The following is a 13,190-nucleotide window of genomic DNA, read 5'->3' as shown; positions in this document are numbered from 1 at the left end:
GTGGTGTACGTGATAGAGGTACAGCATATCGATCATTCATTTAAAATCGGCAGGAAAGGCAGAGAGAGTGAGGTTCCGGTACTGAAGGATGTCTCTTTGACCGTTGAAAAAGGGGAAATTGCCTGTATCGTCGGGCGGAGCGGTTCCGGAAAATCAACGCTTCTGAATTTAATTTCGGGATACATAGCGCCGACAAAGGGCCGTATCGTCATTAACGGCACTGATGTGACGGGTTTCAATGAAAAAGAGTGGGCGCAGTTCCGCCTCGGGCATTTCGGCTTTATTTTTCAAAGCTTTCAGCTCATTCCGAGTCTGACAACCTATGAAAATGTTGAAATGCCGCTTGCCTTAAAAGGCGTCAAACCGTCTGAACGCAAGCAGAAAGTCGCGGATATGCTGAAACGGGTCGGACTTGAGAATCATGCGAATCATTATCCGAATGAGCTGTCAGGCGGCCAGCAGCAGCGTGTCAGTATCGCAAGAGCCCTCATTTTAAATCCGTCAATTATTTTAGCCGATGAGCCGACGGGAAGCCTCGATTCAGAAACGGAACTTGAGGTGCTTGCATTAATTCAGCAGCTGAACCGGGAGCGCGGGATTACATTTGTCATCATTACGCATGACGATGAAGTCGCTTCGATCGCGCATTCAAAATTCCAGCTGCATGACGGTGTATTAAAAGGGGGCGTTACTGTTGAGATTTAAGGATCAGATTCACTTTATCAGAAGAAATATGAAGAAAAACCGGCTGCGTGTTTTCATGACGGTGCTGGCGACGACAATGGCGTGCGCGTTTTTAGTGGTGCTGGCTTCCGTCGGATTCGGCATCCAAAAAACGATTACAGACATTACCATGAGCCAGCAGATTGTTACGGAAATCAATGTGCTCGGCCAAGAGAACGGAAAAGCCGTGAAGAAATCAGACTTGGAAAAGTATAAAAATGTCAAGTCTGTCGTTGAGAGAACACAAGTGTATGAACCGAACAAAGCGTCATTGGGAAACCGAACAAATGAAGATTCAGCCATTGTGCTGACAAACATGAAAGATGAAGTCAAAGCCAATATGGAGCTTGATCAGGGAAGAGTCGCCCGCACAGAGAATGAAATCGTGGTCGGCTATGATTTTGCGAAGAACCTATTGACGAAAAAAGAGGCTGACGCTTACGACAAAGAGTTAAAGGATCACCAAGGCGACATGTCGGAGGTGAAAAAACCAAAAGGCTATACGAAAGACCTGCTTAATAAAACGATACAGCTGAGCATCTCCAAAACAAACAAAGACGGAGACGTTGAAAAAACGAAAACGTACGACTTCAAAGTAGTCGGAATTACAAAAAAACCGTCCCAAGATTGGATGGAGGATACAAATATTTTTGTGAGTGATCAATTCAAAAAAGACTTCTCGACATTCTTGGATCTGAAGAATGGAAATGCGGAAAAAAGCATCAATGTGTATGCGGACAAATTCGATCATGTCGATCAGCTTACCCATGACCTCACGGATGACGGCTTTTATGTCAGATCTGTCACAACCGAGCTGAAGGGCGTCAACACCTTTTTCCTCGTCTTTAAAATCGGCCTGATCTTTGTCGGCTTTATCGCCGTCGTGATTTCTGCCATCGGTATTTTCAATACGATGACGATGGCGGTGACGGAACGAACGCAGGAAATCGGGATTATGAAAGCGATCGGCGCAAGCCCGTCCATCATCCGCAGAATGTTCCTGATGGAAAGCGCCTATATCGGGATATTAGGTTCTGTCATCGGGATTATCATTTCTTACGGAGTGAGTTTTGCCGTCAATCTGGCTGTGCCGGTTATCTTGAAAGCGGTAGGGGGAAACACCGGAGCTGAAGATCTTCATTATACCTTCTCCTATATCCCGCTCAGCCTCGTTGTGATCGCCGTTGTCATTTGTGCGGGGGTCGCGGTGATTTCCGGTATGAATCCGGCCCGCAAAGCGACAAAAACCAACGTTCTGACCGCATTAAGAAGAGAACTGTAAAGGGAAAAAGCCGGCTGGACATCAGCCGGTTTTTCCTCTATCTATCAGAAAAGGGCGGATACCATGTTTCACATTTTGTTAATAGAAGATGATAACACTTTGTTTCACGAGATGAAAGAGAGATTAACGGGCTGGTCATTTGCGGTGCATGGAATAAAGGATTTCAGCCGGGTCATCCGGGAGTTTACCGAAATCAAGCCTGATTTGGTGATCATTGATGTACAGCTGCCGAAATTTGACGGCTTTCATTGGTGCAGAATGATACGCTCCCAATCAAACGTGCCGATTCTCTTTTTGTCCTCGCGCGATCATCCCGCGGATATGGTCATGTCGATGCAGCTCGGGGCAGATGATTTTATTCAGAAGCCTTTTCACTTTGATGTGTTAATCGCGAAAATACAGGCGGTGTTCCGCCGTGTGCACCAATACGGCACAGAACCGGCGCTGATGAAAAGATGGTGCGGGGCGGTCATTGACACAGAAACCAACACGGTCAGCCGTAAAAACGGTTCGGTCGAGCTGACCAAAAACGAAATGCTGATCTTAAAACTGCTGGCTGAACAGAAAAATAAAATCGTCAGCCGGGAAGAACTCATCAGAAGCCTATGGAATGATGAGCGTTTCGTCAGTGATAATACGCTGACGGTGAATGTCAACCGGCTGCGGAAAAAACTCGATCAATTAGGCATCGGGAAAATGATTGAAACCAAGGTCGGGCAGGGATACATCGCAAAGGAAGAAGACGGTCTTTATGATTAAATCATTTCTGCTCGAAAGAAAAAGCTGGATCGCGATGTTTCTTTTGCAGCAGGCTGTGCTCCTTTTTGCGGCATATATTGATCCGTCTATTCCGTTTTTTTCGGTGCTGTATTTTGTTTACCTGTCGCTTCTTGTGTTTCTTGTATTTCTCTTGTTCCGCTATCGTAAAGAGACAGCCTATTATAAAAGCTTAAGAGAGTGGGACGCCAATTTAGACATGTCTTATCTTAAAGCGCCTGACAGTCCGTTTGAGTCTATCGTTGAAGAAAGCATTGAAGGGCAGACACAGCAATTACGAAAAAGCTCACTTGATCTTCAGGCGGCGTCAGAGCATGAAAAGGATGATCTGATGTCATGGATTCACGAGGTCAAAACACCGTTGACAGCGATGCATCTCATGATCGAGCGCCTTGATGAACAGCCGCTGAAAGCCCCTTTGCTGTATGAATGGCTGCGGATTCACCATCTCCTGGACCAGCAGCTTCATCAGAAACGATTGTCCTTTATTGAAAATGATTTATCATTCCAGCGCATTCAGCTCAGACCGCTTGTTTTCAAAGAAATTAAAAATCTGCAATCATGGTGCATACAAAAAGGGATCGGGTTTGACATTCAGCTTGATTCACCGGACGTTCACAGTGACGGAAAATGGCTTTCCTTCATCATCAGGCAGCTGTTAAGCAATGCGGTAAAATACAGTGAAGCGGATGACATTACCGTAAAAAGCTATGAACAAAACGGCCGTGTGCATGTCGATATCGAAGACTGCGGCATCGGCATCGAGCCCAAAGATCTTCCGCGCATTTTTGAAAAAGGATTTACCTCGACGCGAATGAGGCGAGATCACGCGTCAACGGGGATGGGCCTGTATTTGGCTCAAAAAGCCGCGGCTCCTCTTCTCATCCAAATCAGCGTGCGCTCTGAGCCGGAAAGCGGCACGGTTTTTACCTTGGTGTTTCCGAAACAGAACGATGCCGTCAGCATGTTCAGCGTGTGACAAAAGTGTCACATGCTTTTCTCTTTTGTTCGCTTAATCAAACGAAAAAAACGGCTTCTGTTTTTAAAATAAAGATAACCAATGTAAAAGGAGAATCATAACGTGATGATTTTAGAAGCAGGCAATATCCAAAAAAGCTACGGAAACAAGCTGAATAAACAAGAGGTGCTGAAAGGAATTGATCTTCAGATTCACAAAGGGGAATTCGTCAGCATTATGGGCCCGTCAGGATCAGGGAAAACGACCCTTTTGAATGTGCTTTCCTCCATTGATAAAGTGAGCGCGGGCACCATTAAACTGAACGAGACGGAGATTACATCCATGAAAGAAAAACAGCTTGCCGAATTTAGAAAACGGCATCTCGGCTTTATTTTTCAGGATTATAATTTATTGGACACGCTGACCGTGAAGGAAAACATACTCCTGCCGTTATCCATTACGAAAATGTCTAAGAAAGAGGCGGACCTGCGATTTGCCGAGACGGCAGAGGAGCTTGGGATCTATGATTTGAGACATAAGTATCCGAGTGAAATTTCCGGCGGGCAAAAACAGCGGACGTCTGCCGCAAGAGCTGTTATTCACGAGCCGGGCATTATTTTTGCTGATGAGCCGACCGGAGCGCTCGATTCAAAGGCTGCCACGGATTTATTGAATAAACTCAGCCGTCTGAATCAAAAACGCCGCGCCACCATTGTGATGGTGACGCATGATCCGGTTGCCGCCAGCTATTCCGGACGTGTGGTTTTCATTAAAGACGGCCGTGTGTATACACAGCTGAATAAAGGCGGCCAGGACAGACCGGACTTTTTTCAGGATATTATGAAAACGCAAAGTGTATTGGGCGGGGTTCAGGCATGAGTATTCATCATTTGATCTTCCAGAACCTGAAAAAGAATATGAAAAACTATTATCTTTACGTTTTTGCGCTGGTGTTCAGCGCTGCCCTTTACTTCGCGTTTGTCACGATGCAATACGATCCGGCGCTTGATGAAATGAAAAGTTCCATAAAAGGAGCGGCGGCAATCCGGGCCGCCTCTGTACTGCTTGTGGCGATCGTTTCGGTATTTCTTTTATACGCCAACACCATTTTTATTAAACGGCGCGGCCGGGAAATCGGCTTATTCCGATTAATCGGAATGACGAAAATGCACATTTTCCGCATACTCAGCGCAGAAAATTTCATTTTGTATTTCGGATCGATTTGGATCGGTATTTTTGCCGGCTTTTCCCTCTCGAAATTATGTATGATGATGCTGTTTCATACAGTCGGTGTGAAAGCCTCTGTCTCACTGTTTTTTTCAAGCAAGGCGCTCGTTCAGACGTTAATTGTGTTCGGGGCAATTTACGTGCTGATTATGATGATGAATTACTTATTTATTAAACGGCAAAGCATTTTGTCTTTATTTAAAACCGCGTCATCGTCAGAAAGCGGCATAAGACGGCTTTCTTGGGTGCAGATGTTGATCGGCGTTGTCGGTATTGCGGCCATTATCGCCGGCTATGCCGTGTCCGCGGATTTATTCGGAGGCAGTTTTACGAGCATGAATGAACTGTTTTCGGCAATGGTGTTTATTCTAGGCTCGGTCATTATCGGAACCTATCTGTTTTATAAAGGTTCGGTCAGCTTTCTGGCAAATCTCATCCGGAAATCAAAAGGCGGGTATCTGAATGTCAGTGAAGTGCTGTCTTTGTCATCCATCATGTTCCGGATGAAGTCAAACGCCGTGCTGCTGACGATTATTACGACTCTTTCGGCGCTGGCAATCGGTTTACTGTCTTTAAGCTATATCTCGTACTACTCCGCGGAAAAATCGGCTGAGCAAAATACAGCTGCGGACTTTGCGTTTGATAACCAAAAGGAGACTGACTCATTTACCGCTTTATTGAAGAAAAACGGAATTGAACACAAAGTAAAAACAATCAAGACCATTCAAGCCGGTGTCAATATGAAGAACATCATAAACGGCGACATGAAAAGTTTTAAACAAGACCCGTCCAGCCTGGCGCTGCCGATTATAAGCGAGAAAGACGCAGAAGGGACGGAGCTTTCTGACGGAGAAGCCGTGTTTACCGGATATAATGATATGATGAAAAGATTTCTCGACCTGAAAACGTCAGGTTCCATTGATATAAACGGCAAAACGGATAAAATACCGCTGGCGTATAAGGGCTTGAAGAACGACTTCCTCCTGTCATATACATTTACAAGCGGAGGGCTGCCGACCGTTATCGTCACGCAGCAGGTATTCGACCGGATCGAGAAAGATATCGACCCGTCCATTCAGGGAAAATCAAATCGGTTCTTCGGCATTACACTCAAACGAGAAGAGGACATCCAAAAAGCTGATGGTCTGTTTCAGGCGCAGCACTATTCAGACGGCGCGCTTTCACAATTTGAAACGGCTGACACGCAAAAGAAAAACATGGGGCTGATCATGTTTATTGTCGGCTTTTTGGGATTAACCTTTCTGATCACCTCAGGCTGTATCCTTTATTTTAAACAAATGGGCGAGTGTGAGGATGAGAAGGCTGATTATACGATATTGCGGAAGCTCGGCTTCACAACGGGAGATCTGCTGAAAGGCATCCGCCGGAAGCAGGCGTATCATTTCGGAATTCCGCTCGTTCTCGGGCTGTTCCACAGCTATTTTGCCGTTCAATCAGGATGGTTTTTATTCGGAACGGAAGTGTGGACGCCGATGATCATCGTCATGGCGCTGTATACGCTGCTGTACTCCATCTTCGGCATGCTGTCGGTGCTGTATTATAAAAAGGTCATTCAATCCGCCTTGTAAAACAAGTTGAGAAGCCTCCGCATAAGCGGAGGCTTTTTTTGTATGAATAGAAGAAAGCGATTTTTAAAAGAATAGACATACGTCATTTTTTCGCACGGGGGAGCCTTATGCAGAAGTATTTTCAATTGAAATCTGAAACAGGGGCCTTTCATCTTTTTTCCAAGGAACACATTTTCACGCTGTTGATCATCGGATTGCTGGGGGCGGGCGTGATCGTATTCCGGAAAAAGCTCAACCAGAGCCGCATGATCCGCTATGTACTATTCATTCTCCTTGCCGTGTCGCAGATCAGCTATCATATATGGCTGCTTTGTCATCATGCATGGTCGCTGAAAACAGCTCTGCCGCTGCAGCTGAGCGACCTTTCCGTCTATTTGGCGATGCTGATGGTCATGACAAAAAGCAAAAAGCTGTTCGCCTTCCTCTATTTTGCCGGTTTGGGCAGCGCCGTACAGGCGATGGCAACACCTGATTTAGGGGCGTATTCTTTCCCGCATTTTCGGTATATCGTGTTTTTCGTCTCCCACGGCTCTGTTTTTCTCACCTGTCTATTCATGGCAGCTTCAGAAAGGTACAGGCCGTCGGCGCGCGGGCTGTGGGTATCGGTGCTGATCGTAAATCTGTACGGGGCGTGTGTCTTTTTTATTGATCGTGTGCTGAATGCAAATTATCTATATTTAATGAAAAAACCGAAGACCGCTTCGCTTCTGAATGTTTTCGGACCTTGGCCGTGGTATCTTCTATCAATGGAAGCGGCGGTGATATTGAGCTTTTTCATTCTGTATATTCCGTTTTGGCTGCTGAGGAAAAGAGCATGAAGCCGGTCTGTTTTTGCGAATCCAATCATTTGTAATTTTTTCAACATTCCGGCATTATTTTTTTCAGATTCTGATGTTGAAAAAAGACGTCCGCGGCGATAGAATGAATGTGCTATGATAACGTGATCGATACGGAGCCGCGGCTTGCGGTTTCCGTTTTTTCATGGGGTTTTTTATAGAGAGAGGGGGATCGGTATGCCGCGCGCTTTGAAGATATTAATCATCGGAATGTTTATCAATGTGACGGGCGCATCTTTTTTGTGGCCGCTGAATACGATCTATATTCATAATCATTTAGGGAAATCGCTGACTGTTGCGGGGATTGTTCTGATGCTGAATTCCGGGGCCAGTGTGGCGGGGAATTTATGCGGCGGATTTTTGTTTGATAAAATCGGCGGATTCAAATCCATTATGCTGGGCATTATGATCACATTGGCAAGTCTTCTCGGACTCGTTCTGTTTCACCAATGGCCCGTTTATATTTGGCTGCTCATCATTGTCGGCTTCGGTTCCGGTATCGTGTTTCCGGCCAGTTACGCCATGGCGGGAGCGGTATGGAAAGAAGGCGGGCGGAGAGCTTTTAATGCGATTTATGTAGCTCAGAACGCAGGTGTCGCCGTGGGCTCGGCACTCGGCGGGATGGTTGCAGCATACTCGTTTACGTACGTGTTTTTAGCCAATGCTTTGCTTTATGTGCTGTTTTTCCTTATCGTATTTTTCGGGTTTCGAAATATCAAAACCGGAAATGCGAGCCAGGTTTCTGTTCTGGACTACGAGCCTGTCAGCAGCAGAACGAAATTTACGGCGCTTCTCATATTGAGCGGCGGGTATGTTCTCGGGTGGATTGCCTATTCGCAGTGGTCCACAACCGTTGCGTCACATACTCAAAGCATCGGTATGCCGCTTTCATTATACAGTGTGCTCTGGACCGTAAACGGAATATTAATTGTCGCCGGACAGCCTCTCATAGGAGCTGTTCTGAAAAAATGGTCCGGCGCGTTAAAAACGCAGATGGTCATCGGCTTTTGTATTTTTATCGTTTCGTTCGGCGTGCTTCTTAGCGCCAAGCAATTTCCGATGTACCTCACCGCAATGGTGATTTTAACCGTCGGAGAAATGCTTGTCTGGCCTGCCGTGCCTACCATTGCCAATCAGCTTGCGCCTAAGGGGAAAGAAGGGTTTTACCAAGGATTTGTCAACAGTGCGGCGACGGGCGGCAGAATGATCGGGCCGCTCCTTGGCGGTGTGCTGGTTGATCAGTACGGCATGAGCGTGCTGCTGTTGATCCTGATGGTGCTTCTTGTTGTCAGCATCGCAGCGACGGTGCTGTACGACAAACGCCTGAAAACCGTTAATAAACAAAACGTCCAAGTGCGATGACGACATAAAAAATCCCGCTGTTTCGGCGGGATTTTTTTGTTTATACGACCGGAAGCACGTTGACGGCGTCCTTAACGTTTAAATATGTCTTTAATGAAGAAAAGCTGGCATCAAGCTGATTCATTCTCATGGCGAGGGAAGGCTTGATACCCGTGATAATCAGTTCTGTGCCGATTAATTTAAGCAGGTGGTGCAATTTGAAAATCCGGTCTGCGGTCTGTTCGTTTACCTCGGCCAAACCTGATAAGTCTATAATTAAGTAATCATCTTTAGATGCGGTTAATATGTCCGTCAAAGTTGTCACAATTGAATCAAATCGTTCTTCCGTTAAGTTTCCCACTAACGGCAAGGCGGAGATGCCGTTTCGGATCGGAACAATCGGTGTTGAAAGCGTCGTGATTTCTGTGAGGGAATCCTCAAGGAGCTTTTCGTATTCTTTCTGCTCTGTAATGTCTTTTTGAAAACCGACAAAATAGAGCTTGTCTTCAACATACAGAGGATCAATGTTGAGTTCATTCCAAAACGGGGTGCCGTCTTTTTTGATATTTTTCAGCCGCACCGTGATCTTTTCTTTCTGGTTTAAGCTCTTTCTTATTTTCGCGACTTGTTGACGGTCGGTTTCTTTGCTTTGCAGAAATCTGCAGTTCTTACCTAATATCTCTTCGGAAGAGTAGCCTGTCATATCCATAAATCCCTGATTTGTATATATGATGGGATTGTCCTCAAGAGAGGGGTCTGTAATCACCACGCCGATGCGTGCGTGATCAAGCGCCTTTTTGATAAGCTCCAGCTGCTCCAGTTTTCCGGATACATTTGAGTCAGCCATGTAAAACCCCCTTTTGGCCGTAAAGCTGCGCGCTTTTTTCAGCCGTTGTTTCTCCCCTTTTTAAATGAATCTACAGTAACCGTAGCATAACATATGTTCTGATTCAAGCAGCCGAAGTTTGCAATTTGTCATTCGGGCTTGTCCTCATATACACTGAATATATAAGGGGAAGGCACATCATCGCTAAGTAAGTGACTAGGTCATTGTCACTGGGTGAAAAATGAATCTAATGCATCAAGCTTACCGATCATGTGTTCACATATAATGGAAGAAACAAGCTTTTTACATTCCTGTTCAATCGCCGGTATGTAGATATCGAAAATCATCGTATTCGTAAGGGGGCTGGATGGCCTGAAGTCGCTTTACTAAATAAGGGCTTTAGGAAGGTGATGAAGATGCTGCATCAGGTAATAATTGCTTGTGTAATTGGAGGCATCATGGGGGTTCTCGGCCATGTGAAAAAGAGAGGCAGGCTGGAGAAACCCAGAATGACAAAGCGGTTTATCTATCTCGGTTTTTTGGAAGATGGTTTTATCGGAATGGCTGCTTCCATCTTACTTGTCTTATCCGCTGACCCCGATTCAGGAATTCAACTCGTCATCTTATCCATAATCGCAGGCTACGGCGGAGAAGCTGTTCTCAGGAGCTTTGATTTTGTCAGAGAACAAAACAGTGATTCGGCCGAAGCAAAACCACACCAGCAAAAAAATCCTCCATCAAAATAATATCCCCGCTCACGACCCGTTCCGGGTACATTCCCATTGTATACAAACCTGCTTGCACTTATGAACAGAATTCTATAAAATACAGGTAAGATTACGGTAGCGATAAGAACAGTGAAGAGGAGCAGTAAGAAGCAGATTTCGCACTCAGAGAGTTGACGGCCGGTGCAAGTCAATCAAGTCTGTTTCCGAACTCGCCTCAGAGTTGCAGCGGCAAAACCGCTGACGCATAACTGCGTTAAAAGTATCAAGTGAGTGCGGCTTAAAACCGCGCTAACGAGGGTGGTACCGCGGGAAACAAAAATCTCTCGTCCCTTTTAGGGATGAGGGAGTTTTTTTTAGTTTTAGAATAATCTGAATATAATCTTCCTCATCCCGTCAATACTTGGACTACATACGCCGTATTCAATCAGAAGGAGGTTTTTACGTTGAGTTTTCAGCACGAAAAAATAGAAAAGAAATGGCAGAATTACTGGTTGGATCATAAAACGTTCGCCGTCAGTGAAGAGAATGACAAGCCGAAGTTTTACGCGCTTGACATGTTTCCGTATCCTTCAGGAGCCGGCCTTCATGTCGGACATCCGGAAGGCTATACGGCAACCGATATCCTTTCTCGCATGAGACGCATGCAAGGGTACAATGTGCTTCATCCGATGGGATGGGACGCGTTCGGGCTTCCTGCCGAGCAATACGCGCTTGACACGGGAAATGATCCGGCTGAGTTCACAAAACAAAATATAGATAATTTCCGCCGCCAGATCCAATCACTCGGATTTTCTTATGATTGGGATCGTGAAATCAATACGACTGATCCGGACTATTACAAGTGGACGCAATGGATCTTCACCAAGCTGTACGAAAAAGGGCTCGCATACGTAGACGAAGTGCCGGTCAACTGGTGCCCGGCGCTCGGAACGGTGCTTGCGAACGAAGAAGTCATTGACGGCAAAAGCGAGCGGGGCGGCCATCCGGTTGAACGCCGCCCGATGAGACAATGGATGCTGAAAATCACCGCTTATGCGGACAGGCTTCTTGAAGATTTAGAAGAACTTGACTGGCCTGAAAGCATTAAAGACATGCAGCGCAACTGGATCGGACGCTCAGAAGGCGCAAACGTGCATTTCGCGATCGACGGCACTGATGACACGTTTACGGTGTTTACGACAAGACCGGACACGCTGTTCGGCGCGGCTTATGCCGTACTGGCTCCTGAGCATGAGCTTGTGGAGGCCATCACGACGCCTGAACAAAAAGAAGCGGTAGACGCTTATGTTAAAGAAGTTCAGGCGAAAAGTGACCTGGAACGGACGGATCTTGCGAAAACAAAAACGGGCGTCTTCACAGGTGCATATGCCGTAAACCCTGCAAACGGGGAAAAGCTGCCGATCTGGATAGCGGATTATGTCCTCGCCTCTTACGGAACGGGCGCTGTAATGGCCGTGCCGGCGCATGACGAACGGGATTTTGAATTCGCCAAAGTGTTCAGCCTGCCTGTCAAAGAAGTCGTAAAAGGCGGAAACACGGAAGAAGAAGCGTACACGGGAGACGGAGAACATGTCAATTCCGGCTTTCTGAACGGACTGAATAAAGCGGAAGCGATTGAAAAAATGATCGCCTGGCTTGAAGAAACGAAAAACGGTGAGAAAAAAGTGACATACCGTCTGCGTGATTGGCTGTTCAGCCGCCAGCGCTATTGGGGCGAGCCGATTCCGGTCATTCATTGGGAAGACGGCACGTCAACAGCCGTTCCGGCGGAAGAGCTGCCGCTGATTCTGCCGAAAACCGATGAGATCAAACCGAGCGGAACAGGTGAATCACCGCTTGCCAACATTAAAGAGTGGGTGGAAGTCACTGATCCTGAAACGGGCAGAAAAGGCAGAAGAGAAACGAACACGATGCCGCAATGGGCGGGAAGCTGCTGGTATTTCCTCCGCTTTATCGACCCGAAAAATCCGGATCAGCTCGCTTCACCTGAGAAACTGGATAAATGGCTGCCCGTTGATATTTACATCGGAGGAGCGGAGCATGCCGTGCTTCACCTTCTGTACGCTCGTTTCTGGCATAAATTCCTCTATGATATCGGTGTCGTGCCGACGAAAGAACCGTTCCAAAAGCTGTATAACCAAGGGATGATTCTCGGGGAAAACAATGAAAAAATGAGTAAATCCCGCGGAAACGTCGTCAATCCGGATGAAATTGTAGCGTCTCACGGAGCAGATACGCTCCGCCTGTACGAAATGTTTATGGGGCCGCTTGATGCATCTATCGCCTGGTCTGAATCAGGCCTTGACGGAGCGCGCCGCTTCCTTGACCGCGTATGGCGTTTGTTTATCGAGGAAAACGGCGAGCTGACGGGTAAAGTGACAGAAGGCGCGGGCGAAACTCTTGAGCGCGTCTATCATGAAACGGTCATGAAAGTGACAGAAAACTTCGAAGCCCTTCGTTTTAACACGGGCATTTCTCAGCTGATGGTCTTCATTAATGAAGCTTACAAAGCGAATGAACTGCCGAGAGAATATATCGAAGGTTTTGTGAAGCTGCTTTCTCCTGTTGCGCCGCATTTGGCGGAAGAACTGTGGGAAAAACTCGGCCACGAAGGTTCGATTGCATATGAGGCTTGGCCTGCTTATGACGAATCAAAACTGGTGGACGATGAAGTGGAAATCGTCGTCCAGCTGAACGGAAAAGTAAAAGCGAAATTAATGGTTCCGGCTGATGCTGATAAAGCAGCGTTAGAACAGCTCGCACAAGCTGACGAAAAAGTAAAAGAGCAGCTTGAAGGAAAAACGATCCGAAAAATCATTGCCGTACCGGGCAAGCTTGTCAATATCGTGGCAAACTGACCGGACGAAGCCCCCTCTCTTACAGAGAGGGGCTTTTTTATCAGG

The 13,190-nt window shown here is 46.6% G+C and carries 11 protein-coding genes and 1 other annotated feature; of the genes, 10 read left to right on the top strand and 1 reads right to left on the bottom strand.

The features are described from left to right. Positions 1–9: 9 nt before the first annotated feature. The 8 genes from ACWJJX_RS14650 (at position 10) to ACWJJX_RS14615 (ending at position 8,754) form a co-directional block, all read left to right on the top strand. Positions 10–705, top strand: a complete 696-nt coding sequence (locus tag ACWJJX_RS14650) for an ABC transporter ATP-binding protein (protein ID WP_003152281.1) — start codon at positions 10–12, stop codon at positions 703–705. Beyond that, complete coding sequence (locus ACWJJX_RS14645; RefSeq protein WP_003152283.1) at positions 695–2,005, top strand: ABC transporter permease; 1,311 nt, start codon at positions 695–697, stop codon at positions 2,003–2,005. The genes ACWJJX_RS14650 and ACWJJX_RS14645 overlap by 11 nt, the downstream gene beginning before the upstream one ends. Before the next feature lie 63 nt (positions 2,006–2,068). Continuing rightward, the gene (locus ACWJJX_RS14640) at positions 2,069–2,764 is read left to right on the top strand and encodes a response regulator transcription factor (protein ID WP_014305616.1); all 696 of its coding nucleotides are present in this window, start codon (positions 2,069–2,071) and stop codon (positions 2,762–2,764) included. Next, a complete protein-coding gene (locus ACWJJX_RS14635; RefSeq protein WP_071391470.1) occupies positions 2,757–3,761 on the top strand; it encodes a sensor histidine kinase in 1,005 nt (334 codons plus the stop codon). Before ACWJJX_RS14640 ends, ACWJJX_RS14635 begins: the two co-directional genes overlap by 8 nt. A gap of 102 nt (positions 3,762–3,863) precedes the next feature. Next, positions 3,864–4,619: an ABC transporter ATP-binding protein gene (locus ACWJJX_RS14630; protein WP_015387828.1), complete on the top strand. Its 756-nt coding sequence runs from the start codon at positions 3,864–3,866 to the stop codon at positions 4,617–4,619. Beyond that, on the top strand, positions 4,616–6,556 hold the full coding sequence (locus ACWJJX_RS14625) for an FtsX-like permease family protein (RefSeq protein WP_015418041.1): 1,941 nt from the start codon (positions 4,616–4,618) through the stop codon (positions 6,554–6,556). The genes ACWJJX_RS14630 and ACWJJX_RS14625 overlap by 4 nt, the downstream gene beginning before the upstream one ends. Positions 6,557–6,663: 107 nt before the next feature. Next, on the top strand, positions 6,664–7,374 hold the full coding sequence (locus tag ACWJJX_RS14620; RefSeq protein WP_278071249.1) for a YwaF family protein: 711 nt from the start codon (positions 6,664–6,666) through the stop codon (positions 7,372–7,374). Between the two features lie 195 nt (positions 7,375–7,569). Then, positions 7,570–8,754: an MDR family MFS transporter gene (locus ACWJJX_RS14615; protein WP_014305612.1), complete on the top strand. Its 1,185-nt coding sequence runs from the start codon at positions 7,570–7,572 to the stop codon at positions 8,752–8,754. Positions 8,755–8,794: 40 nt separating this feature from the next. Here ACWJJX_RS14615 and ACWJJX_RS14610 read toward each other — a convergent pair whose 3' ends face one another. Continuing rightward, a complete protein-coding gene (locus ACWJJX_RS14610) occupies positions 8,795–9,580 on the bottom strand; it encodes an STAS domain-containing protein (RefSeq protein ID WP_156735674.1) in 786 nt (261 codons plus the stop codon). A gap of 389 nt (positions 9,581–9,969) precedes the next feature. Between ACWJJX_RS14610 and ACWJJX_RS14605 the strand changes: the two genes are divergently transcribed. Together ACWJJX_RS14605 and leuS are read left to right on the top strand one after the other, a co-directional pair. Next, a complete protein-coding gene (locus tag ACWJJX_RS14605; RefSeq protein WP_015418038.1) occupies positions 9,970–10,305 on the top strand; it encodes a DUF4257 domain-containing protein in 336 nt (111 codons plus the stop codon). Between the two features lie 102 nt (positions 10,306–10,407). Then, positions 10,408–10,621, top strand: a binding site (T-box leader). Between the two features lie 109 nt (positions 10,622–10,730). Then, positions 10,731–13,145, top strand: coding sequence for a leucine--tRNA ligase (gene leuS, locus ACWJJX_RS14600; RefSeq protein ID WP_003152297.1), 2,415 nt, complete (start codon positions 10,731–10,733; stop codon positions 13,143–13,145). Positions 13,146–13,190: the final 45 nt, after the last annotated feature.

The organism is Bacillus sp. YH3-2-B2 (genome assembly GCF_053663335.1).
Note: the sequence above shows the minus strand (reverse complement) of the source record. Positions and strands in the feature narration are given on the sequence as shown.

Coding starts and splice junctions, on each gene's coding strand:
- ACWJJX_RS14610 (WP_156735674.1), bottom strand. CDS start 9,580: ATGGCTGACTCAAATGTATCCGGAAAACTGGAGCAGCTGGAGCTTATC.
- ACWJJX_RS14625 (WP_015418041.1), top strand. CDS start 4,616: ATGAGTATTCATCATTTGATCTTCCAGAACCTGAAAAAGAATATGAAA.
- ACWJJX_RS14615 (WP_014305612.1), top strand. CDS start 7,570: ATGCCGCGCGCTTTGAAGATATTAATCATCGGAATGTTTATCAATGTG.
- ACWJJX_RS14640 (WP_014305616.1), top strand. CDS start 2,069: ATGTTTCACATTTTGTTAATAGAAGATGATAACACTTTGTTTCACGAG.
- ACWJJX_RS14635 (WP_071391470.1), top strand. CDS start 2,757: ATGATTAAATCATTTCTGCTCGAAAGAAAAAGCTGGATCGCGATGTTT.
- ACWJJX_RS14620 (WP_278071249.1), top strand. CDS start 6,664: ATGCAGAAGTATTTTCAATTGAAATCTGAAACAGGGGCCTTTCATCTT.
- ACWJJX_RS14605 (WP_015418038.1), top strand. CDS start 9,970: ATGAAGATGCTGCATCAGGTAATAATTGCTTGTGTAATTGGAGGCATC.